The organism is Pseudarthrobacter sp. MDT1-40-2, assembly GCF_059383595.1.
Genome location: NZ_JBWZCL010000001.1, coordinates 623,158 through 644,764, shown reverse-complemented (window position 1 = coordinate 644,764; position 21,607 = coordinate 623,158). Strand labels below are relative to the sequence as shown.

Annotated in this window: 24 protein-coding genes and 1 riboswitch; of the genes, 11 read left to right on the top strand and 13 right to left on the bottom strand. The window is 63.8% G+C overall.

Going from position 1 to position 21,607, the window contains the following annotated elements:
• Positions 1 to 15 precede the first annotated feature (15 nt).
• Positions 16 to 183, top strand: a complete 168-nt coding sequence (locus AC50X5_RS02985; RefSeq protein ID WP_009357720.1) for a DUF3117 domain-containing protein — start codon at positions 16 to 18, stop codon at positions 181 to 183.
• A gap of 72 nt (positions 184 to 255) precedes the next feature.
• Here AC50X5_RS02985 and AC50X5_RS02980 read toward each other — a convergent pair whose 3' ends face one another.
• Positions 256 to 888, bottom strand: a complete 633-nt coding sequence (locus tag AC50X5_RS02980; protein WP_493984422.1) for an O-methyltransferase — start codon at positions 886 to 888, stop codon at positions 256 to 258.
• Positions 889 to 1,131: 243 nt separating this feature from the next.
• Between AC50X5_RS02980 and sigE the strand changes: the two genes are divergently transcribed.
• The 3 genes from sigE to AC50X5_RS02965 all read left to right on the top strand — a co-directional run bounded on the left by sigE (position 1,132) and on the right by AC50X5_RS02965 (position 3,276).
• Positions 1,132 to 1,749: an RNA polymerase sigma factor SigE gene (gene sigE, locus AC50X5_RS02975; protein WP_463934540.1), complete on the top strand. Its 618-nt coding sequence runs from the start codon at positions 1,132 to 1,134 to the stop codon at positions 1,747 to 1,749.
• An 8-nt stretch (positions 1,750 to 1,757) separates the two neighbouring features.
• The gene (locus AC50X5_RS02970; RefSeq protein WP_494974652.1) at positions 1,758 to 2,804 is read left to right on the top strand and encodes a hypothetical protein; all 1,047 of its coding nucleotides are present in this window, start codon (positions 1,758 to 1,760) and stop codon (positions 2,802 to 2,804) included.
• 70 nt (positions 2,805 to 2,874) lie between these two features.
• The gene (locus AC50X5_RS02965) at positions 2,875 to 3,276 is read left to right on the top strand and encodes a twin-arginine translocase TatA/TatE family subunit (RefSeq protein WP_494974651.1); all 402 of its coding nucleotides are present in this window, start codon (positions 2,875 to 2,877) and stop codon (positions 3,274 to 3,276) included.
• A 38-nt stretch (positions 3,277 to 3,314) separates the two neighbouring features.
• On the opposite strand, the gene AC50X5_RS02960 is transcribed toward AC50X5_RS02965, so the two are convergent.
• Genes AC50X5_RS02960 through AC50X5_RS02950 form a run of 3 tightly spaced genes read right to left on the bottom strand, consistent with a single transcriptional unit; the run spans position 3,315 to position 6,438 of the window.
• On the bottom strand, positions 3,315 to 4,442 hold the full coding sequence (locus AC50X5_RS02960; protein ID WP_494974650.1) for an Mrp/NBP35 family ATP-binding protein: 1,128 nt from the start codon (positions 4,440 to 4,442) through the stop codon (positions 3,315 to 3,317).
• A 9-nt stretch (positions 4,443 to 4,451) separates the two neighbouring features.
• On the bottom strand, positions 4,452 to 5,162 hold the full coding sequence (locus AC50X5_RS02955) for a DUF1003 domain-containing protein (protein ID WP_494974649.1): 711 nt from the start codon (positions 5,160 to 5,162) through the stop codon (positions 4,452 to 4,454).
• Positions 5,155 to 6,438 carry a magnesium transporter MgtE N-terminal domain-containing protein gene (locus AC50X5_RS02950; RefSeq protein WP_463934535.1) on the bottom strand — a complete coding sequence of 428 codons (1,284 nt, stop codon included), beginning with the start codon at positions 6,436 to 6,438 and terminating at the stop codon, positions 5,155 to 5,157. Before AC50X5_RS02950 ends, AC50X5_RS02955 begins: the two co-directional genes overlap by 8 nt.
• Before the next feature lie 78 nt (positions 6,439 to 6,516).
• On the opposite strand from AC50X5_RS02950, the gene AC50X5_RS02945 reads away from it, so the two are divergent.
• Positions 6,517 to 7,392, top strand: coding sequence for a YflT domain-containing protein (locus AC50X5_RS02945; RefSeq protein ID WP_494974648.1), 876 nt, complete (start codon positions 6,517 to 6,519; stop codon positions 7,390 to 7,392).
• A 72-nt stretch (positions 7,393 to 7,464) separates the two neighbouring features.
• On the opposite strand, the gene AC50X5_RS02940 is transcribed toward AC50X5_RS02945, so the two are convergent.
• Positions 7,465 to 9,045: an aminopeptidase P family protein gene (locus AC50X5_RS02940; protein ID WP_494974647.1), complete on the bottom strand. Its 1,581-nt coding sequence runs from the start codon at positions 9,043 to 9,045 to the stop codon at positions 7,465 to 7,467.
• A 70-nt stretch (positions 9,046 to 9,115) separates the two neighbouring features.
• On the opposite strand from AC50X5_RS02940, the gene AC50X5_RS02935 reads away from it, so the two are divergent.
• Together AC50X5_RS02935 and AC50X5_RS02930 are read left to right on the top strand one after the other, a co-directional pair.
• Positions 9,116 to 9,961 carry a PHP domain-containing protein gene (locus tag AC50X5_RS02935; protein ID WP_494974646.1) on the top strand — a complete coding sequence of 282 codons (846 nt, stop codon included), beginning with the start codon at positions 9,116 to 9,118 and terminating at the stop codon, positions 9,959 to 9,961.
• A gap of 8 nt (positions 9,962 to 9,969) precedes the next feature.
• Positions 9,970 to 10,578 carry a MarC family protein gene (locus AC50X5_RS02930; protein ID WP_494975216.1) on the top strand — a complete coding sequence of 203 codons (609 nt, stop codon included), beginning with the start codon at positions 9,970 to 9,972 and terminating at the stop codon, positions 10,576 to 10,578.
• Between the two features lie 22 nt (positions 10,579 to 10,600).
• Here the strand turns inward: AC50X5_RS02930 and AC50X5_RS02925 are convergent, their stop codons facing one another.
• The 4 genes from AC50X5_RS02925 to AC50X5_RS02910 form a co-directional block, all read right to left on the bottom strand.
• Positions 10,601 to 11,473: a DNA-methyltransferase gene (locus AC50X5_RS02925; protein ID WP_494974645.1), complete on the bottom strand. Its 873-nt coding sequence runs from the start codon at positions 11,471 to 11,473 to the stop codon at positions 10,601 to 10,603.
• A 5-nt stretch (positions 11,474 to 11,478) separates the two neighbouring features.
• Positions 11,479 to 13,293: a DEAD/DEAH box helicase gene (locus tag AC50X5_RS02920; RefSeq protein WP_494974644.1), complete on the bottom strand. Its 1,815-nt coding sequence runs from the start codon at positions 13,291 to 13,293 to the stop codon at positions 11,479 to 11,481.
• Positions 13,294 to 13,581: 288 nt separating this feature from the next.
• Entirely contained in the window at positions 13,582 to 15,078 is a 1,497-nt protein-coding gene (locus AC50X5_RS02915) for an RNB domain-containing ribonuclease (RefSeq protein WP_494974643.1), read from the bottom strand.
• A 117-nt stretch (positions 15,079 to 15,195) separates the two neighbouring features.
• Positions 15,196 to 15,879 carry a class I SAM-dependent methyltransferase gene (locus AC50X5_RS02910; RefSeq protein ID WP_494974642.1) on the bottom strand — a complete coding sequence of 228 codons (684 nt, stop codon included), beginning with the start codon at positions 15,877 to 15,879 and terminating at the stop codon, positions 15,196 to 15,198.
• Positions 15,880 to 16,012: 133 nt separating this feature from the next.
• Here AC50X5_RS02910 and AC50X5_RS02905 point away from each other — a divergent pair, with 133 nt between their 5' ends.
• The gene (locus tag AC50X5_RS02905; RefSeq protein WP_494974641.1) at positions 16,013 to 16,825 is read left to right on the top strand and encodes a hypothetical protein; all 813 of its coding nucleotides are present in this window, start codon (positions 16,013 to 16,015) and stop codon (positions 16,823 to 16,825) included.
• Between the two features lie 67 nt (positions 16,826 to 16,892).
• On the opposite strand, the gene thiE is transcribed toward AC50X5_RS02905, so the two are convergent.
• Positions 16,893 to 17,570 (bottom strand): thiamine phosphate synthase, encoded by a 678-nt coding sequence (thiE, locus tag AC50X5_RS02900; RefSeq protein WP_494974640.1) that lies wholly within the window; start codon positions 17,568 to 17,570, stop codon positions 16,893 to 16,895.
• Between the two features lie 26 nt (positions 17,571 to 17,596).
• Positions 17,597 to 17,716: riboswitch (TPP riboswitch) on the top strand.
• Between thiE and thiO the strand changes: the two genes are divergently transcribed.
• The 3 genes from thiO to AC50X5_RS02885 all read left to right on the top strand — a co-directional run bounded on the left by thiO (position 17,712) and on the right by AC50X5_RS02885 (position 20,085).
• Positions 17,712 to 19,010 carry a glycine oxidase ThiO gene (gene thiO, locus AC50X5_RS02895; protein WP_494974639.1) on the top strand — a complete coding sequence of 433 codons (1,299 nt, stop codon included), beginning with the start codon at positions 17,712 to 17,714 and terminating at the stop codon, positions 19,008 to 19,010. (Overlaps the previous riboswitch by 5 nt.)
• Positions 19,007 to 19,243: a sulfur carrier protein ThiS gene (gene thiS, locus AC50X5_RS02890; protein WP_494974638.1), complete on the top strand. Its 237-nt coding sequence runs from the start codon at positions 19,007 to 19,009 to the stop codon at positions 19,241 to 19,243. Before thiO ends, thiS begins: the two co-directional genes overlap by 4 nt.
• 2 nt (positions 19,244 to 19,245) lie before the next feature.
• Positions 19,246 to 20,085, top strand: a complete 840-nt coding sequence (locus AC50X5_RS02885) for a thiazole synthase (protein WP_494974637.1) — start codon at positions 19,246 to 19,248, stop codon at positions 20,083 to 20,085.
• A 64-nt stretch (positions 20,086 to 20,149) separates the two neighbouring features.
• Here the strand turns inward: AC50X5_RS02885 and AC50X5_RS02880 are convergent, their stop codons facing one another.
• From AC50X5_RS02880 to AC50X5_RS02870, 3 genes are all read right to left on the bottom strand, one after another.
• Entirely contained in the window at positions 20,150 to 20,455 is a 306-nt protein-coding gene (locus AC50X5_RS02880; protein WP_494974636.1) for a hypothetical protein, read from the bottom strand.
• Positions 20,456 to 20,554: 99 nt separating this feature from the next.
• Positions 20,555 to 20,779 carry a DUF3107 domain-containing protein gene (locus AC50X5_RS02875; protein WP_463934523.1) on the bottom strand — a complete coding sequence of 75 codons (225 nt, stop codon included), beginning with the start codon at positions 20,777 to 20,779 and terminating at the stop codon, positions 20,555 to 20,557.
• Between the two features lie 107 nt (positions 20,780 to 20,886).
• Positions 20,887 to 21,579, bottom strand: a complete 693-nt coding sequence (locus AC50X5_RS02870) for a TetR/AcrR family transcriptional regulator (RefSeq protein WP_494974635.1) — start codon at positions 21,577 to 21,579, stop codon at positions 20,887 to 20,889.
• Positions 21,580 to 21,607: the final 28 nt, after the last annotated feature.

The window sequence follows — 21,607 nt, the reverse complement described above, 5'->3', positions numbered from 1 at the left end:
TGGAGGGAATTCCTCATGGCGGCTATGAAACCTCGCACCGGCGACGGCCCTATGGAAGTCACTAAGGAGGGCCGCAGTCTCATCATGCGCGTCCCGCTCGAAGGCGGCGGGCGGCTCGTGGTGGAACTGAATGCTGCCGAGGCGGCCAACCTCAAGGAATGCCTGGTGGGCGTCACCGAATAACCAATCAGCAAAAAGCAGGGTCCGTGGCAATCGCCGCGGACCCTGCTTTTTGCTGATTTCTCTGCAGCGACACTACTTCTTTACGGCTACCAGGAGCCCGTCTCCGGTGGGCAGCATGGCCGACGCCAGACGCTCGTCATCGCGGATAGACCTGCCAACCTGGCGGAGCACTGTAGTGCTGGCATCCCGGGCGGCCGGATTGGCCACGCGGTCCTTGTCCAACGCGTCATTAATGATCAGGAGTCCGCTGGCCTTCAGGAGCCGGATGGCCTGGTCCACATAGCCGGGCAGGCCGGGCTTGTCCGCATCGATGAAAACGAGATCGTAGGCGGCATCGGTCAACCGGGGCAGGACATCGCCGGCCCGCCCGGAAATGGTCCGGGTCCGGTTGGCGGGGCTCCCTGATTCCAGGAAGGCTTCGCGGGCAGCCCGAAGATGTTCAACGTCAACGTCAATGGTGGTCAGTACGGCCTGCGGGCCGAGACCGCGCAGCAGACAGACTCCCGAAACGCCGGCGCCGGTGCCGATTTCGACGGCGGTCTGCGCCTTTGAGGCTGCGGCGAACACTGTGAGGGCAGCGCCTACACCACGTCCGATCGGCGTCACGCCAAGCTCAAAAGACCGTTCCCGGGCGCGCATCAGAATCTCATCCTCGGCAGGCAGATCTTCTGCGTAGGACCAGCTGGTGGACTTATCGGCGCTCATGGGTGTTCGCTTTCTGGGCGGGTGGGGACATGGTGGTTCCAGCGTACTGTGTCCCGGTGCAGCTGCCCTGCAGCCGCCCGCTGCGGCGCGCGCGATGATACTAACGTAGTGACAGAGGTTACTGGATTCAGGAAATTCCCAGCGAAACCTGCCATGATAAATATCCGGTCAGCCAAGTGGTGATCGGCGCCGAATAACAGATGTAACTATCCGGGCGTTAGCAATCCACGAGGGGAGTGGACGATGTCATCATCAGTTGTGGCACCTGTCCCTGCAGCACAAGAGATCACCAGTGAGTGGGTCCGCCCCACCTGGGAAGAAGTGGTCACCAACCACTCAGCGAAGGTATACCGCCTCGCCTACCGGCTGACCGGCAACAAATTCGACGCCGAGGACCTGACCCAGGAAGTTTTTGTCCGTGTTTTCCGGTCGTTGGAGAACTTCCGGCCCGGCACCATTGACGGCTGGCTGCACAGGATCACTACCAACCTCTTCCTTGACCAGGCGCGCCGAAAGAGCCGGATCCGGTTCGATGCGTTGGCAGAGGACGCCGAGTCGCGGATCCCCGGCCGCGAGCCCGGGCCGGAGCAAAGCTTTGAATTGAACAACCTGGACCTGGACGTCCAGGCCGCGCTGGAGGAACTGCCGCCGGACTTCCGTGCCGCCGTCGTGCTGTGCGATCTCGAAGGCCTGTCCTATGACGAAGTGGCGGAGGCACTTGGGGTGAAACTTGGCACCGTGCGCTCAAGGATCCACCGCGGACGCACCATGCTCCGAGAAAAGCTGGCACACCGCGACCCCCGTCCGCTCCATTCCCGCAAGCCCCGGCTTGCGATGCCCCGCATCGCGGGACTTCGCTGATCGGCGCCATGGGCCCATTCAGCAATTCGCTGCGGAAGCACCACCGTGGTGCTGAACACCTGCGCACCTGCACTGAGTGTCGGGCGGCGGTGGAGCGCGAGCGGCGGTATCTGGAGCGGCTGCGGTCGGCCGAAATTCCGTCCGCCAGCACCGATTTCACTGCCCGGCTCCTGGAGCGCACCCATGTCCTCGCCGCCGCGCGCGAGCCTGTCGGCGCACAGGGCAGCCTGGCACTACGGATTGTTGCCGCCTCTGCCTCGGGCGCCCTCGCTGCAGCAGGGGTTCTCACCGCTACGGCGTTGCTCCTGGGCGGGGAACAGTCGCCGCAGGCTGAACGTCCGACGTCGGCCACTGCCGTCAGTCCCAAGTCGTTCGTGTCCGGTGGTGTCGCGGCAGATGCTGGCTCAGGTACCGCTGCCGGCGGACGCGCCGGGGATTCTGTTTCTTCCCCTGCTGACCAGTCCAGGGAACTCACAACAGCGGACCTGGCTGCCCTCCGGGAGGCAGGCTGGGCATGCCCCGAGCTAACGTCGGCGGGATTCCGGCTCGTATCCGCCAAGGCGGTGTCGCGGCAGGGTGCGCCGGCTGTTGAGTTCCGTCTGTCCAAGGGCGGGCAGGGCGTCACGGTGGTGGAGCAGCACGCTGGTGCAGGCGGCCTTGGAACCGCTGAGCCGATCAATGTCCAGACCGGACGTCCGGCGTCAGAGGACGGTTTTGTAGCTGCGCCCGGGATTCCGGGGGGCTCCACAGCGGCGCCGGGGAGCGGGTCCGAGGCCTGGGTGCGCGCCAGTAATCCCGTGGCCGTGATCTATCGGTCACGTAACGCTACTTTCAGCTACTTTGCCGATGCCGGACCGGGCTCCCAGCTCGGCCCTGACCATGCCGAAGCTCTGCAGGAGTTGGTCCGGGCCGGCTTGGCCGCAGAGCGGGGCGTTTCTGCGGGAGTCCCGGCGGGGCCTGACACCGCACCAGCTACGGAAGAACCGCCGAACGATTCCCTCAGTGACCGCCTTGGCCGCGGTTTCAGGGTAATGCTGGGCCTTCCGGCCCAGTGAAAAGATTGCCTGCAGGCACTGATTCAGCCTGAATCGTCACTTGTGCCCAAGAGAGGGTAATCTTCCTAGGGTGTTTGGAATCAACGGCGCGGAGTTCTTTCTTCTGCTGATCATCGGCATCCTGGTGATCGGCCCCCAAAGGCTGCCCGAATACACCCAGAAGCTGACCAACCTTGTCAGGGAAGTGCGGCGGATGGCCTCCGGGGCGCGGGAGCAGATCAAGGACGAAGTCGGCATCGACATTGATGACGTCGACTGGAAAAAGTACGATCCCCGCCAGTACGATCCGCGCCGGATTATCAAGGAAGCCCTGCTGGACGACGCTCCGGCCGCAGTTGCCACCCCGGCAGCCGTGTCAGCCGCTGCTGTTATTGCCTCGCAGGATGCCGCCAGGCCGGCCGCGACTGCGGAGCGTGTGATTCCGCGCCTGGCCGAGGGCGAAAGCCCCCCGTTCGACGCCGAAGCTACCTGACACTCTTAGCGCCCTTGCGGAGCCATGGCCGCCGGTAACTAGCGCGGCTGCAACCCGAGCTTTATATCAGCAAGCCCGCGTGGTCTGGCAGCCAACTGTTCTGCGATGCCGGCCAATGCCTTTGCCGCTGCTGTTTCCGGCTCGGCCAGGACGATCGGTGTTCCGGCGTCCCCGCCTTCCCTCAGCTTGATGTCAAGGGGGATCAGCCCAAGCAGCGGGACATTTCCGCCGACGGTAGCCGACAGCCGCTCCGCAAGGAGTGTTCCGCCACCGCTGCCAAACAGGTCCATGCGGCTTCCGTCCGGCAGATCCAGGTAGGACATGTTTTCCACTACACCGGCAATCTTCTGCCCTGTCTGGGTGGCGATGGCGCCAGCCCGTTCAGCAACGTCCGCTGCAGCTGACTGCGGAGTGGTTACCACCAGGATTTCGGCCTGGGGCAGCAGTTGCGCGACCGAAATCGCGATGTCGCCGGTGCCGGGCGGCAGGTCCAGGAACAGGGCATCCAGATCGCCGAAGTACACGTCCGTGAGGAACTGTTCCAACGCCCTGTGAAGCATCGGTCCGCGCCAGGCTACGGGCTGGTTCCCGGTGACGAACATGCCGATTGAGATGACTTTGACGCCGTAGGCCACCGGAGGCAGGATCAGGTCATCCACCCTGGTAGGGGCTTGCGTGATGCCCATCAGCGCAGGGACCGAGAAGCCGTGCACATCGGCGTCCACAATCCCCACCCGGAGACCGCGTGCGGCCAGGGAACAGGCCAGGTTTACGGTCACGGACGATTTGCCGACTCCGCCTTTTCCGCTGGCCACTGCGAAGACCTTGGTAAGGGATCCCGGCTGGTTGAAGGGGATGCCGCGCTGGCCGCCCGCACCGCGGAGGAGTTCCTTTAGGGCGTCGCGCTGCGCCTGGCTCATCACCTTAAGTTCGACGTCCACACCCGTCACCCCCGGGACGGCCGCCAATGCATCACGGGAATCAGCCGTTATGGTGTCCCTGAGGGGACAACCGGAGATGGTGAGCAGAACAACCAGGCTCACGTGGCCGCCGTCGGAAATCTCCACAGACTCCACCATGCCCAGCTCGGTGATGGGACGCCTGAGTTCCGGATCGATGACGGTTGCCAGGGCGGCGCTAACGGCCTCTTGCAGGGGGGTGCTCACGGACGAGGCTCAGCTTTCGGTGGGGTCTGCGGGCGGTGCGGATTCTGCATCTGGTTTGCGGACCCTGGGGATCTGCTGCGTGCGGGGATTGCGCCGGTCCCGTTTGTCCTTGACACGGTCTCTGTGCTTTTCGCGCGGAGCATCCGGTGCGCCGCTGCTGTGGGATGGATCGTGGTGCTGCTGTTCCTCCTGGGCTTCCAGCAGGTCCTCCAGAAGGGACCTCAGCTCTGCACGGACGTAGTCCCGCGTGGCCACCTCGCGCAGGGCAATCCGCAGTGATGCGAGTTCTCTGGTGAGGTATTCAGTGTCGGCAAGATTGCGTTCAGCGCGCTGGCGGTCCTGTTGGAGGGAGACCCGGTCCCGGTCGTCCTGCCGGTTCTGCGCCAGTAGCAGCAGCGGCGCTGCATAGGAGGCCTGCAGGGAAAGCATCAGCGTCAGCAGCGTGAAACCCAGATCACGTGAGTCAAACTGCCAGTTGGAAGGAGCAATCGTGTTCCAGGCCAGCCAGAAGACGCAGAACAGCGTCATGTAGAGGAGGAACTGCGGCGTACCCATGAACCGGGCAAACCCCTCTGTGTGATGGCCAAAGACATCGGGGTTGGGAGAGAACTTGGGCAGCAGGCGCTGACGTGCGCTCAGTGGGGTGTCCAGGCCCTCGCCACGATTTTTCTGGTGGCGGTGGGAATCGCGTGAGCCCTTGGATGAATTCGGTTCAGCCAATGCGTCCTCCGAGTTTCCTTATAGGGGTTTCGCCCTCGTGGGCGCGCCAGTCATCGGGCAACAAGTGATCCAGGACGTCATCAACAGTCACCGCCCCCACAAGGTGACCGTCCTCATCGACGACGGGAAGTGAGTTCAGGTTGTAGGTGGCCAGGCTCCGGGCGACTTCGCTGATATGGGCGTGGTCTGACACCGGTTCCAGGTTCTTATCCAGCAGATTACCCAAGGGCTCGGGCGGCGGATAACGAAGCAGCTGCTGGATATGCACGACGCCAAGGAACCGGCCGGTGGGTGTTTCCAGCGGCGGTCTGGTGATAAAGATCGAAGATGCGAGGGCCGGGGAGAGCTCTTCGCGACGGACGTGGGCCAGAGCCTCGGCTACCGTGGCTTCGGGCGGCAGAATGACGGGTACCGGGGTCATCAGGCCGCCGGCGGTGTCTTCGTCATACTCCAACAGGCGCCTGACATCTTCGGCGCCTTCGGGTTCCATCAGCTGCAGAAGTTCCTCAGCCTGGGCGGTGGGAAGCTCGGCCAGAAGGTCGGCCGCGTCATCCGGGTCCATCTCCTCCAGCACATCCGCGGCTCGCTCCACGTCCAGGGCGGAAAGGATCTCCACCTGGTCATCTTCCGGGAGTTCCTGCAGGACGTCGGCCAGTCGCTGGTCCTGAAGTTCGCTGGCAACTTCAAAGCGGCGTTTATCGCTCATTTCGTGGAGGGCCTCGGCGAAGTCAGCCGGTTTAAGGTCCTCGTGGGTGGCGACGAACTGTGTGGCCCCCTGCGGTTCGGTGCGTGATCCGTGGACAGCATCTGCCCAGTCGATGATCAGGGTTTCGTTGCGGCGCAACCTGCTGAGCGGCGACAGGCTGTGACCGCGCCGGACAAATAGCTTGCTGACCATCCAGTCGCGTGAGCGCTGCTGGTCCATGGCGATGTCTTCGATGGTGGCGTCACCGCTGCCGTCAGTCAGCGTGACCCGGCGGTCAAAGAGTTCGGCCACAACCAGCATTTCCGCGCCGCGTTGTTCAAAGCGGCGAAGGTTGACCAGACCTGTGCAGATGATCTGGGTCTGGTCGATCGAGGTAATCCGGGTCATTGGCACGAAGACGCGCTTCTTTCCGGGAACTTCGACGACGATGCCCACTACGTGCGGGGCCCCGCGGGTGCCTCGGGAGAGCACAACAACGTCCCTCAACCGGCCCAGGCGGTCGCCAAGCGGGTCAAAGACGTCCAGGCCGAGGAGACGTGCAACAAACACACGCGAAACATTGGTGCTCACTTCTACAGGCTACCGAGTCTGCTCTCTTTTAGCTGAATCTGCAGCGGATACTCAGGTCCATGGGCAAGAATGGGTGGTATGTCAAACATTTTTGGTACTCCCAGGGCCGGCGGGCCCGCCGGCCCTGATGAGTCCCGGACCGTTCCCACCGGCGACACCGTAGGCACCTACTCGTCATACCTGGATGCACAGAAGGCTGTTGATTATCTCGCGGACCAGGCGTTTCCGGTGCAGATGGTCTCCATTGTGGGTAATGACCTCAAAATGGTGGAGCGCGTCACCGGCCGGCTCAGCTACCCCCGGGTGGCGTTGTCCGGGGCACTGAGCGGCATGTGGTTCGGCTTGTTCGTCGGCGTCCTGCTGTCCTTCTTCTCGACGTCACCGGGATACTTTTCCATCTTGACCTCGGTCCTGATGGGTGCGGCGTTCTTTATGCTGTTCGGTATCGTCACCTACGCCATGCAGCGTGGAAAGCGCGACTTCACCTCCACCAGCCAGGTGGTGGCCACCACCTATAACGTGGTGGTTTCCCCCGAGTCGGCACATGAAGCGCGCCGGTTGTTGCAGCAATTGCCTATGACCCCCACTGAGGCCGGAGCAGGCGGGCACGCTTCAGCGCAGCCCTGGCAGCAACCTGGCCAGCAGCCCTGGCAGCCCCCGGTCCAGCACCCAGGGCAGGCTCCGGAACGGCCGTCCGGATGGACTGACCCCTACGGCCAGCAGCAGGGTCGGGACCAGGGCCACCAGCCTCCCGTTCCTGGCGCACCACAATCCGGTGAGCAGCAGCAGCCGCAGCCCGCTCCCGAGCCCCGCCGCGCCGTACGTTACCCCGATCTCCCTGATGGACGCCCCCAGTACGGGGTCCGCATCACGGACGTCAAGAAGCCGGAAGATGACGACCGCGGCGAAGGTGAAGGCCCACGCGAGGGCGGGACTCCGCAACAGCACCAGTAGCGGGCACATAAAAAGGGACGGCGGCTGCCGTCCCTTTTTATGTGCCCGATTCAGCTGTCTGGTGGGGCATCGTTACTTCCCGGCGTCTGCTTCGCGTTGGATGCCCGCCATCCAGTCCTCGACGGCGTCGGGCTTCCGGGGCAGGGCGGCGCTGAGATTAACCGGTCCATCGGCGGTCATCAACACGTCGTCTTCGATCCGCACACCGATCCCGCGGTACTCCTCGGGGATGGCAAGGTCTTCGTCTTTGAAATACAGGCCTGGTTCGATGGTGAACACCATCCCCTCGGACAGCACGCCATCGAGGTAAAGTTCCCGCTTGGCCTGCGCGCAGTCGTGGACATCCAGACCCAGGTGGTGGCTGGTGCCATGCGGCATCCAGCGCCGGTGCTGCTGGCCCTCTGGACTGATTGCTTCCTCGACGGACACGGGCAGCAGGCCCCACTCGGCCAACCGCTCGGCAAGAACGGTGGTTGCAGCAGTGTGGATGTCCCGGAAGAGGGCACCCGGCTGCGCTGCGGCGAATCCGGCGTCGGCTGCGTCCAGGACGGCCTGGTACACCTTGCGCTGGACATCACTGAAGGTACCGGTGGCCGGCAGGGTGCGGGTTACATCTGCCGTGTACAGGGAATCCGCTTCAACGCCGGCGTCCAGCAAGAGCAGTTCACCAGCCTTGACCCGGCCCGTGTTGCGGGTCCAGTGCAGGATGGTGGCGTTGTTCCCGGAGGCCGCGATGGTGTCGTAGCCCAGCTCATTTCCTTCTTCGCGGGCGCGGGCAAAAAAGGCGCCCTCCACCACACGTTCACCGCGCGGATGCGTCAGGGCGCGCGGTAGGGCACGGACGACGTCGGCGAATCCTTCCACTGTGGCGGCAACGGCGATCTGCATCTGCTCGATCTCCCAGTCGTCCTTCCGGAGCCGGAGTTCGGACAGGGCCTCCGGAAGCTTGTCATCGAGGGCATCCAGTGCCTCAAGATCCAGGTTCTCCGGGTCACGGGCGGTGTTGTACCGGGCTGTGTCCACCAGGGCGTCGATGTTTTCGTCCACCTTGCGCACCAAGCGGATGGAGATGCCACCGATTTCCGGGGCGCCCACGTCTTTAGTGATGGCCAGTTCCAGGCCGTCAATGTGGGCGGTGGGCAAGCCCAGGCGAGCCTCGAAATCAGCCAAGGTGGGACGCGGGCCAATCCAGAACTCGCCGGAGCGTGAATCTGCGTAGAACTGCTCCGTGTCCCGGCCGGCCAGCGGACGGAAGTAAAGCGTGGCGTGGTGGTTGCCGCCGTCGTCGCCGGTACCTTCCGCAACCGGCTCCAGAATCAGCACGGCGTCGGGTTCGTGGTCCAGTCCCAGGCCCGTGAGGTGCGCGAAGCCTGAGTGCGGGCGGAAACGGTAATCGCAGTCGTTGGAACGGACTTTGAGGGGTCCGGCCGGGATCACCAGGCGCTCGCCCTTGAACAGTTTGGAGATGCTGAGCCGGCGCCGTGCAGCATGGTCTGCCACTGCGTCACGGGGCGGCAGGGAAGGATCCGTTGGCGCCCAGTTGCTGGCCATAAACGCCTTGAAAGCAGGGGAATTTGGCCGCTGGGAGCGGTTGTTGACACGCTCCTCCAAGGGCTGGGTAGCGGAGAGGGAGGTGGTTTCTGCGTCATTCACCGTCCCATCGTCTCACCACGGCTCCGGGTGTGGCCAACAGTGGACCGGCGTGGTCAATTAGGCTTGGCTGGTGAAGATAGACCTGCATGCACACTCGAATGTGTCCGATGGTACGGAAACACCCGCCGACGTCATCGCATCTGCGGCCCGCGCCGGCCTGGATGTTATTGCCTTGACCGATCATGATTCCACCGCTGGCTGGGCCGAGGCGTCACTGGCTGCCGTCCGCGAAGGTATCGTACTGGTGCCAGGGATGGAGATTTCGTGCCGGACCGAACAAGGTATCAGCGTCCATCTGTTGAGCTACCTGCACGATCCCACCCACACCGGGCTCCTGGAAGAGATCACCAAGTCCAAGGACGCCCGACTCTCCCGTGCTGAGCGTATGGTTTCGCTACTTGCCGAGGACTACCCGCTGACGTGGGACGATGTCATTCACCAGGTGGCACCCGGGGCCACGATGGGACGTCCGCACATCGCCGATGCCCTGGTCGCCGCCGGCGTGGTGAGCGACCGGACGGAAGCATTTGCCTCCATCCTGACCTCGAAATCCCGCTACTTCGTCACGCATTACGCGCCCGAGCCGGCGCTCGCCGTCGAACTTGTCCGCGCCGCCGGTGGCGTGCCCGTGTTCGCGCATCCGGTGGCCTCATCGCGCGGCAGGGTGGTGGGGGAGAAGACCTACCAGGAGATGATCGACGCCGGACTGGCCGGGTTGGAGATCGACCACCGGGACAATCCCGAGGAGGGGCGGGAATTCCTTCGCGGGCTGGCGGCGCGGCATAACCTGCTGATCACCGGCTCTTCTGATTATCACGGGACGGGAAAGACCAACATCCTTGGCGAAAACACCACGGATCCCGAGGTGTTTGCCCGTATTGAAGCCATGGGCACGGGCACCACGGTGGTTCGCTGATGGACTGGATTGACCTGCAGCTGCTGGCGTCCGTCGTCGTTACCCTCTTTGTCATCATGGATCCACCGGGAACGGTGCCCATCTTTATGTCCCTGACCGCTCAGATGAGCGCAAAAGACCGCAACCGTTCCGCCCTGCAGGCCCTGCTCGTGGCTACCGGCGTGATCGTAGCCTTCGCCATCTTCGGCCAGTCCATCCTGAACTACATGCACATCTCGCTGGCCGCGCTCCAGGGCGCCGGCGGACTGCTGTTGGTGCTGATTGCGCTGCAGCTCCTGACGGGTTCAACCAGCGGCGAGGAGAATGCGGCCAAATACAAGAACGTGGCGTTCGTCCCCTTGGGAACCCCGCTGATGGCCGGACCGGGCGCGATTGTGGCCGTGATGGTGTTTGTGCAGCAGTCTTCGACCCCTCCCCAATTCCTGGCCGTAGGCCTGGGCATAACGGCCACCCTGGCCTCGCTGTACCTGGCCATGCGGTTTGCCGGAGTGGTTCAGCGGGTCCTGGGCGAGAACGGCGTGGAGCTGGTGACCAGGATTGCCGGACTGCTGCTTTCCGCCATTGCCGTACAGATGATTGCCGACGCCGTCCACGCCTTTATCCAGAGCTGGTCCTGAACCCCGGAATCCGGTGACCGACTCAGTCAGCCGGGAAGGACAGGATCTCAGCGTAGGAACCCAACCGCTTGGACATCACGTCGATGGCCGGCAGGTTCTGGTCCACGCAGACAAAGCGCCGGCCCAGTTTGGCGGCCACCGAGCCCAACGTGCCCGATCCTGCAAAAAAGTCAAGGCACCAGTCGTCCGGGCGGCTTGAAGCGGAGACAATGCGCCGCACCAGGCCCTCGGGCTTCTGGGTGGGATAGCCGGTCTTTTCCTTGCCGGTAGGAGAAACTATGGTGTGCCACCAGACATCGGTGGGCAGCTTGCCCAACTCGCGCTTGGCAGCCGTCACCAGACCCGGCGCCATATACGGCTCGCGGTCCACCTCCGCGTTGTCAAAGTGGTACCGCCCCGGATTCTTGACGTACACCAAAATGTTGTCGTGCTTGGTGGGCCACCGGTTCTTGGCCCGGGCACCATAGTCGTACGCCCAGATGATTTCGTTGAGGAAGCATTCGCGGCCGAAGATCGCGTCCAGCATGACCTTGGCATAGTGGACTTCCCGGTAATCCAAATGGAGGTACAACGTGCCGTCATCGGCCAGCAGGCGCCACGCCTCGACCAGTCGCGGTTCCAGGAAAGCCCAGTAGTCGCTGAAGGCGTCGTCGTAGCGGTGCAGGGCGCCCTTGATGGTGCTGTAGGACCGGCCCTTGAAGCCGACCCGGTCGCCGTCGCCATCCACCGAGTACACCATCTTGGTTTCCTGGCGCCGCTGGACCCTGCCGGTGTTGAATGGCGGATCCACGTAAATGAGTGTGAAGGCGCCGTCCGGCAGCGTTGGGAGGAACGTAGCGTTGTCCGCATGAACCACCAGGTTGCTGCCGTCCGGCGCCCAGACGGATTCGGCCATCCTTACTAGGGAGCCTCGGTGCTGCTCTGTCCGGCACCGTCCGATTCGCCGTTGGAAACCACTTCGCCATTACGACGACGGGTGCGGGTCCGGCTGCGGCGGGCGCGGGAGGGCTGTTCGGCGTCTGCCCTGGCAACGGAGTCAGCGAAAGTCCCCGCAGCAGCAGTGGAGGTGCCCTGGTTGGACGCGCTCGCTGCGGAAGTGCCCTCAGAGGCAATTTCCACGGAGGTGCTTTCAGCTGACGGACGACGCCGGCGCCCAGCGCCTTCTCCGTCACGTTCCTGGTTCCTGCCACGTCCGCTGTCACCGCTGTTCCGGCCACCGCTGCGACCGGCATCCCGGCCACCCTTGGAGTCCCCACGGTCGCCACGGCTGTCCCCACGGCGGTCTCCGCTGCGTGTGGTGCCACCGGCACCGGATCCAGCACGGGTGTTCTTCTTACCGGTTTCACCGAGGTCCTCGAGAACCTCGGCGTTAACGCCGGCCAGAACCCGCTTATCGCGAGGCAGGCGTCCCTTGGTGCCTTCGGGGATGTCCAGTTCTTCGAACAGGTGCGGCGAGGATGAGTACGTCTCCACAGGCTCTGGAACACTGAGCCCCAAAGCCTTGTTGATGAGCCCCCAGCGAGGCATATCGTCCCAGTCCACGAACGTCACTGCCGTACCCTTGTTCCCCGCACGGCCGGTACGGCCCACGCGGTGCAGGTAGATCTTCTCGTCTTCGACACACTGGTAGTTGATGACGTGCGTTACGTCGTCAACATCGATGCCACGGGCGGCCACATCGGTGGCCACCAGGACGTCCACCTTGTTGTTGCGGAAGGCCCGCAGCGCCTGTTCGCGGGCACCCTGGCCGAGGTCGCCGTGAATGGCGGCGGCAGCGAAGCCGCGGTCTACCAGTTCCTCGGCAACCTTGGCAGCGGTGCGCTTGGTCTTCGTGAAGATGATGGTGCGGCCGCGGCCGCGGGCCTGCAGGATGCGCGCAACAACTTCGATCTTGTCCATGCTGTGCGCACGGTAGATGAGCTGGCGGATGTCCCGCTTGGTCAGGCCTTCATCGTCCGGATCGGCGGCACGGATGTGCGTGGGCTGCGTCATGTAGCGGCGGGCCATGGCGATGACCGGACCAGGCATGGTGGCGGAGAAGAGCAGCGTCTGGCGGACCGCGGGAGTACCTGCGATCAGGGTCTCGACGTCCGGCAGGAATCCCAGGTCCAGCATCTCGTCAGCCTCATCCAGGATGACCATCTTGACGTTCTTCAGATTGAGGTGCTTTTGCTTGTAGAGGTCGATCAGGCGGCCTGGCGTACCAACCACAACTTCGACGCCCTTCTGCAGCGCATCAACCTGGGGCTCGTAGGCACGGCCGCCGTAGATGGTGGCGATCCGCGCGTTCCGCTTACGGGACGCAGTCTGCAGATCGTTGGCCACCTGGACGGCGAGCTCACGGGTGGGAACAATAACCAGGGCCTGCGGGGCTCCGGGCACGGGAAGCTTGTCAAAGCCGGCATCGTCACGGCCTACGACGCGCTGCAGGGCCGGGATACCGAAGCCCAGGGTCTTGCCGGTACCGGTTTTGGCCTGACCGATGATGTCGTGCCCGGAGAGCGCCACGGGCAGGGTCATGGACTGGATGGGGAACGGATGGGTGATGCCGGCGTCGGCAAGTGACTCGACGATGTCGGCGCGGACTTTGAAGTCCGCAAAGGTCAGTGCTTCGATTTCGTGCGGCTTTTCGTCGGAAATGATGGTTTCTTCCGGCTCAAGGATTTCCAGGCCGGACTCATCAGTCAAAAGCTGGTGGGTATGCAATTCACTCACAGTGGAGTTTCCTTATTCATTTGGGCTGCGCGGCCTGCTCAACGGTGCGGCCGGGTGGGCCGTTCCGGAGCACGCTCTGACACGCAGGCAATTCCAGTGGAAGCCGATCGCGGGCTATCTGATGCTGGCACTGGTGACCAACGGGTGTTTCTCAAGATCGCGTAGGGGCGGGCTTGTTGAATTTGTATTTTCTGCAAAATCAACGACCGGGCATCCATTTCTACCCTTCCAGTCTAGCCGTACGGGTAGGGATTACCTGACGACCCGGCATTTCGCCGCTCCGCAAGCTCAGTCCGCCAGCTCGAAATGAACCTGCCGGGCGGCAATATCTGCGCTGACCAGGCGGACGCGGACCAGGGTGCCGGATTCCATTTCGCCGAAGCAACGCGTAGTGACCGCTGGGTCAGCAATCTGGATAGTCCCTGACGGCCTGCCGTTGCCGTTGGACTTGCCGTTGCTGTTTGCGCCGTTACCATTGCCGCCGTTTGCCTTGGCGGGTTTGGAACCGGAGATGACTGTAGCGTCGAATTCCTGGCCGATGTGGTTGACCAGGAGGGCCGCCTCAACGGTATCCAGAGCCATCCGCTCCATCCTCCCGGCCAGCTGGTCCGAGGAGGCCATGATTGCCGGGAGCTCCGGAAGGGCCTCGCGGGCCCAGTGCGGGACTTCGCGTCCGTTGCTCAGGGCCTCACAGATCACCAGCACAAACCGGTCCACCAGCCGGCGCAGCGGAGCAGTGGTGTGGGCGTAGGGTGCACCGATGGCTGATTGCACGGAATTGTCGGGGACGGCGCCGTCGAAGGTGGTGTAGCCCGCGCCGCGGAACAGCATCCCCGCCGAATGCAGGACGGCCAGCTGTCGCGGATCAGCGGGATCCAGGGTACGCAGGTATTCGCCGTAACTGAGGGAATCATCCCAGGGCTTGCCCAAGGCGGTGGTCTGCCGCTTAAAGTGCCGCAGTGAGCGTTCGTCCGGTGCCGGCATGGTACGCAGTATCCCCACCTTGCCAGCCACCATCAGGGACGCCGCCGCCATACCTGTCATCAGCGAAAGCTGGGCATTCCAGTCCTCCACGGGAAGCTGTGGCGCGGCGGCAATCCGGTAACCGCCGTCGGGCAGTTGCACGATTTCCTGCTCTGGAATGTTCAGGCTGGCTCCGCCGCGGGCCCTTTCAAGTTCAACCCGCTTGAGGCCCACCTCTTTCAGGAGTTCGAGCACGGGACGGGCCGTGCCGGCATCGAGCTCCGCCTGCACTCCCGCGTAGCTCAGCTTGGCCCGGCTGCGCACGGCCGCCCGGCGTACGTTCATCGATTCGACACCGGCGTCCGCAGCCAACCCGAATTCCCAGACATAGGCCGCACACAGTTGGTCCGCCAGTAGGCTGCCGGCCTGCTCGCTGATGACCTCCGGATGGAGCGGAATCCGGCCATCGGGCGCGTAGAAGGTCTGTCCGCGGCGGCGGGTTTCCGCATCGAGCGGTCCACCGGCCGCGACGAAGGAAGGGACGTCCGCGATGGCGTAGAGCACCCGGTAACCCTGGCCGGCACGCTCGATGTACAGGGCCTGGTCCAGGTCCGTCGAAGAAGCGGGATCGATCGTGATGAATTCAACGTGCGTCAGATCGAACTCCGGAAGCCTGTGGTTTTCCACGGACTCGAGGGCATCCTTGAGCGCATCGTCAGGGAACGGTCCCGGCAGCTCCAGCTCGGTCCGCAGCACGCTCAGAGCTTCGGCAAGGGCGTTGTTCCGGTCATGGACGCTGGGTCCCAGGCGAGGATGCGACACGAAATTTAGCGTAACCCGGTTTTGCCGTGGCGTCTCGCCGCCGCTCAGCCAGCTAACAGCTCCCGTCTTGGGTGCAGGCCCGCTTGGTGCGCTCCTAAGGCATGAGAAGGTCCGGCGTCATGGGGTTTGTTGTTTGCTTGCAAGAATCCGAAAAACGACATTGCCTGGTCCGCCGCGCCTAACTTCAGTGATGGTGAATCCCGCGCTCTGCAGGTACGGCACAGGATCACGGGTTATGTGATCTGCGCTGATGCGGATGCACAGTGGTTCGATCGCGCGCATAACGGCACGTGCCAAAACACTCGTTGACCGCCCGTGTTCAGCCAGGACGAACAACCCGCCCGGGCGGAGTACACGGTATGCCTCACGGCTGGCGGCAAGCGGATCAGGGATGGTGCAGAACGTGAAGGTGGAGATGACGGTGTCGGCAGTCTCTGACGGCAAGGCCAAGGCCTGCGCATCACCATGATGCAACTCGACGCGACTGAGCCTGCTTTCTTCCGCGCGCTTGCGGGCGATGGCGAGCATTTCTTCGGAAAGTTCAATTCCTGTCACGTGCTGTACATCGGGACCATACAGCGGCAGGTTCAGGCCGGAGCCCACGCCTATCTCAATTACCGCTCCGCGGGCCATCGAAACAGCCCAGGCCCGGGCCCCCGCAGCGACATGGCGCTCAAAGAAAAACATCCATCGGTCATAGTGACGGGCGTTCTTGTTGAACGCTCTCCTGATGTCTTCGTTGCTGGTCTGGAACACAACAACCTCCCGGAGATACTCCGCTTCTTCGCTGCCGGCACCCACTTTGGAGAAGCAGTTCCCACGACCAAAATCATGGCCGTGTGCCTCAAATTCTAGGGCAGCGCAGGCACGTGGTACCTATGGGCGGGTGGCACATCTTCCAGCACGCAGAAGCGAACTCCCTAGACTGACCACCATGCTCACCGGATATGTATCCCGAACCGCCGTGGTCTTGATGATTGCAGTCTCGTTGGCCGGATGCTCGGGTGCGTCCATGACTTCCCGCAGCACCTTCGCACGGGAGTTCCTTGGCAACTTTGTGAGGTCTTTCGCTGGTGACCGCCATAACGACATCAACGGTTTCGCACGGTCCGCCGTCGATCTGATGAGTAACGATGCCGAGACCGCCGCCACGCTGAGCCTGGTGGGCATCGAGGAGCGGGAGGCGGACCGCGTAGAGGATCCGTTCGGAGCCCTGACGTTTCGGGTCCAGATGCCGGGCACGTCCACCGCGAAACCGTTTGATGCCTGCTACGAAGTTGAGTTCGATCGATATGGCGCAAACGACAGGCGGGTCTGGGAGGGTGACGATTACTTCCGCGAACAACCATGTCCGGCAAATGTGGCTCCTGTCATTCCGCCAATCGACACCAGCATCCGCTTTGTAGTAGCTGCCAACGCGGAAGAGGCAGCGGTACGAGTGCTTTCCGAAATGACCCCAGCAGCAGTGCCCGATGGCGATGGTGACTACATCGCCTCACGGATACTGGCGTTGTTGGAAGCACCCACGGGTGAATACGAGGAGCTCGCCCCGCCTGCTGTGGTCGTGGTCAGTGACAGCATAGGCGTTGCCATGGGAGCCGCACCCGGCGATTGCGTTCTCGTTGCCCGCGTGGACGGTGTGGTCTCGCGGGTGCGGCCTGCGCCCATCCGGCTTGAGCCCGGCGAGCTGGGCTGCACGCCGGAGACCGCCCTGATGGATCCCACTGAACTGGGCCCGCCACACTGATATACCGGCAGGATCAAAAAACCCCGCATCAAAACCCCGGTATCAGGCGCTGACGCGCCGTCCGGTATCAGGCGACGACGCGCCGTCCGGCGTCAAGCGCTGACAGGAGGTCTGCTGCCGCTTGTGCGGGATCCGGTGCGTGGGTAATGGCCCGGACCACGACGATACGGCTGGCACCGGCTTCCACGACCTCCCGCACATTGCCGTGATCGATGCCGCCAATGGCGAACCACGGGACATCGGTGCCGCCCGTTCCAGCGGATGCGGCAGCATGCCGCACCAGATCGAGCCCGACGGCGGCGCGTCCCGGCTTGGTGGGGGTGGCCCAGACCGGTCCGACGCAGAAGTAGTCCAGGTTTCCGGCGCGGGCATCGGCGATGGCGGCGTCCACCTGCTCCGGGGTATGTGAGGACAGGCCAACGATGGGTGCTGCGCCAAGCAGGCTCCGCACCTTCGCCGTGGGGAGGTCTTTTTGGCCGACATGGAAAACAGGGGTTCCGGAGAGCAGCGCAATGTCGGCACGGTCATTTACCGCCCACAGCCGTTCATGACGTTCGGCAGCCCTCCTGAGCACCTCAAGGAGTTCGAGCTCCTGGGCGGCCTCAATGGTCTTGTCCCTCAACTGGATAATGTCCACGCCGCCCGCGAAAGCGGCGTTTACGAAGGTTTCGAAATCGCCCCGTTCGGTGCGGGCATCGGTGCAGAGGTAAAGGCGGGCAGAGCTGAGGTCCGGGCGGGCTGTCATGGATCCAGCCTAATTCCTCTAAGCTGGGGAGGTACTGCGGGAGCCAATATGACCGTCATGGAGACGGCAAGGCTGAGAGGGCATCAGAGCCGACCGCTTGACCTGATCCGGCTAGTACCGGCGTAGGGAAGGAATCCAAGGATGGACGCTGCAGCCGCCACGGCACAAAGCTTCCGTGCCGACGTCGCCGTGATCGGCGGAGGAGTGATCGGCCACGCCGTGGCCTGGGAGTTCCAGCGCACCGGCCGTTCCGTGGCCCTGATCGATGATGCTCCGGGCTCCGGTGCCAGCTGGGCGGCCGCCGGAATGCTGGCCGCGGTCAGCGAATACCACTACCAGGAAGAGGACCTCCTGGAGCTGATGGTGGAATCTTCCGCGATGTGGCCGTCCTTCGCGGAGGCCCTCGCCTTGAGCTCTGGAACCGCCACCGGATATTTGACGACGCCGACCCTCACGGTGGGTGCCGGCGCGGCGGACCGCACGGCGCTCCTTGACCTGCGCCGGGTCCAGCTGGAGCGCGGACTCGCCGTGGAGCCCTTGACCATCAGGGAAGCCCGCAACCGCGAGCCGCTGTTGAGCCCCGGTATTTCCTGCGCCCTCCATACCCCCGATGACCACCAGGTGGATCCGCGGCTGCTGATCAAGGCTCTCCGAGACGCGCTGGGCGGGAAACAGGACGGCAGTGCAGGCGTCGAAAACGCCGTCGGCGGCTTTGCCATCCAGGCGGCGGCCGAAGAACTGATGTACGACGGCGGGAAGGTCACCGGGGTGCGCCTGCGTGGCGGGGGAGAGGTGCTTGCCGCTGAGACGATCGTGGCGAACGGACTGCATGCCGGGCAGTTGGCCGGCCTCCCCGATGGACTGCACTTGCCCCTGCGGCCGGTCCATGGGGACATCCTGCGGCTGCGTGTTCCTGAGCGTCTGCTGCCCCTGCTGACCGCCACCATCCGCGGCCTGGTGCATGGCGTTCCCGTATACATCGTGCCGCGCACCGACGGGACGGTGGTGATCGGGGCCACCCAGCGCGAAGACGCGTTGTCCGGCCACGCGTTCAACAACGGTTCCAATGCGGTTTCGGCAGGGGGCGTATACCAGTTGCTCCGCGATGCCCAGCAGCTGGTCCCCGCCGTCGCCGAGCTCGAACTGCTGGAAAGCACTGCCCGCGCCAGGCCTGCCACCCCCGACAATGCGCCGTTCCTGGGCAGGGTGGCATCGGCCGCCGGGCACGTTGAGGGACTGGTGATTGCCACCGGATTCTTCCGCCACGGAGTTTTGCTCGCCCCGGTGGCGGCCCGCATCTGCCGCGAACTGGCTGACGGGGAGCCGGATCCGCGCTGGAGGCCCTTCCTTCCGGACCGCTTCCCAGCAGCCGCGGCGCCGCCAGGACCAGGCCGCCATCCACTGCAGGATCTTCCGTTCGAACAACAGGAAACCCGATGAACATCACCCTCAATGGCGAAAACCATCCGCTGGACCCCGGTACCTCACTCAGTGCGCTGGTCACCCAAGTGACGGGCCGTCCGCTGGCAGCCAACGGGCAGGCCACGGACGGACGCAAACTCGGCGTGGCGGTAGCCCGCAACGCAGCCGTTGTGCCACGCAGCCAGTGGGCAGCAACGGCGCTCGCGGACGGCGACGACGTGGAAATTGTTACAGCAGTACAAGGAGGCTAGGAATGTCTGAACAGATAACCCGACCAGCGACCGAACTGTCGACGGCGGCACGCACCCCCGCTGAGGTGGCCGCCGCACCGCTCCTGATTAACGGCGTCGAACTTGGCTCCCGGCTGATCATGGGGACCGGCGGCGCGCCGAGCCTGGATGGGCTGGGTGCGGCGCTCGTGGCCTCCGGGACTGGACTCACCACCGTTGCCATGCGCAGGTACTCACCGGCGGAGACGGGGTCCCTGTTCCAGCTGCTGGAGGACCAGGGCATCCGGGTCCTGCCCAATACCGCCGGCTGCTTCACTGCCAGGGATGCCGTCCTTACCGCGGAACTGGCCCGGGAAGCCCTGGAGACCGATTGGGTGAAGCTGGAGGTGATAGCGGACGAGCACACCTTGCTGCCGGACGCCGTCGAACTTGTAGAGGCCACGGAACAGCTGGTTAACCGCGGTTTCAAGGTCTTCGCCTACACCAATGATGATCCTGTACTGGCGCTGCGGCTGGAAAACCTGGGGGCGGTGGCAGTGATGCCGCTGGGCTCGCCGATCGGGACCGGGCTGGGCATCCTGAATCCCCACAACATCGAACTGATCGTCTCGCGGGCGTCGGTACCGGTGGTGCTCGACGCCGGCATCGGTACGGCGTCAGACGCGGCACTGGCGATGGAGCTGGGCTGTGACGCCGTACTGCTGGCAACAGCCGTAACCCGGGCTCAGGATCCGGTGCTGATGGCCGCAGCCTTCAGGCACGCAGTGCAGGCCGGCAGGCTGGCAAGGGTGGCAGGGCGGATTCCACGCCGGGAGCACGCACTGGCGTCTTCAGCTATGGAGGGCCGGGCGGAGTTCCTGTAGGTCGGGCTGCCCGCCGGGCGTGGCCGGCATTGCACTGCAGAGGGCTTTGTTCTGTAGCGAGTGCTTACTGGCGACGCAGGATCTCGGTGAGTCGATGGATGTCCCGGACGTGGCGGGTGCGTCCCAGGTAGACTGCTGCGCCTGCCGCTGCAGCGGAGCCCACCACCATGGGCATGACCCAGGGGAGCCAGGTCAGGCCGGGCCGGTAGGAGAATCCTGCCACCATGCAGATGATCCAGGTCAATGCGCCGACGGCTACGGCAACTCCGGCAGGTAGCGCCATCCCGTACTTCGTATGGCGCTTGTCGTTCGCCCACACAATGAAGCCGGCGGCCACCAGGACCAGGACCACAATCACCAGCGAAAGCATGAATTCTCCTTGGGTAATGCTGCGAGACCGGACCGCCCCGACTTAGTCGGAGCTTAGTCGGAGCGGTCCATCTACGGGACGGAAACCAGCCTGCAGAGGCTAGAACTGGCCGAAGCCCACGCGGCGCTGCTCTTCGGCACCAATTTCCACATAGCCCAGCACTGCTGCAGGAACAATGACCACCCGGCCCTTGTCGTCCGTGAGGCGCAACTCACTGCCTTGCCCGATGGCGTCCGCCACTAGCTTGGCTACGGCATCAGCGTCCTGCGTGGACTCCAGCACAATTTCCCGGCCGACGTTCTGAATGCCGATCTTTACTTCCACAGGAGGCCTCCCAGCCGATCAAAGTTACAGTGTTCCGTGTTTGGACAAATCCGTGATTTCGCGGATCTCATCACTTGCAGCGATTAGCTGCAGACTCCATTTGTAGTCTAGGTCTCCTTGGGGAATCGAGAGATTCCGCGCCAAGCTAAACGGTAAATCAAGTCGCTGGCCACTTCGAGGTCCAGGTCGCCGTCGGTTTCGAGCCAGTAGCGGGCGCTGACCTGGGCCATACCGGTCAGCCCGCGGCCCAGCAGTTGGGCTTCCAGCTCCGGCAGTTTGGTGTCCTCGGCAATAACCCCGGCCACAGCGTCGGCGAAGGTCTTGTTGAAGACTTCCAGCCGGAAACTTACGTCCGGATCGTTGATCAGGTCTGATTCGAAAACCAGCCGGTGCGCCTGATCGTCTGCCGCAATGAACTGGAAGTAGGCGCGCATCACTGCCTGGACGCGTTCCTTGTTGTCATGGGTGGAGGCAAGGGCGTTCAGCATCAGCTCCGTCAGCGACGCCAGATGGCTCTCCAGGAGGGCGAGGTACAACTCCCGTTTGGAAGGGAAGTGCTGGTAGAGGACCGGCTTGCTGACCTGGGCGGTCTCCGCAATTTCGTCCATGGCAGCAGCGTGGTAGCCGTTCGCAACGAAGACTTCGAGTGCTGCCGTCAGCAGCTGGGCACGGCGCTCATCGCGGGGAAGCCGTGCCGAGCGCTGGCCGGCTGGACGCCCCTGGCCGGTGACCGGCGTACCGGGAGCGGCGGCGGAGCCATTTTGGCTTCGTGCCCGTTCAACGGGTCCTGGAGTGCCCACTGTGCCCTGCTTTCACTTGCTGTTATGA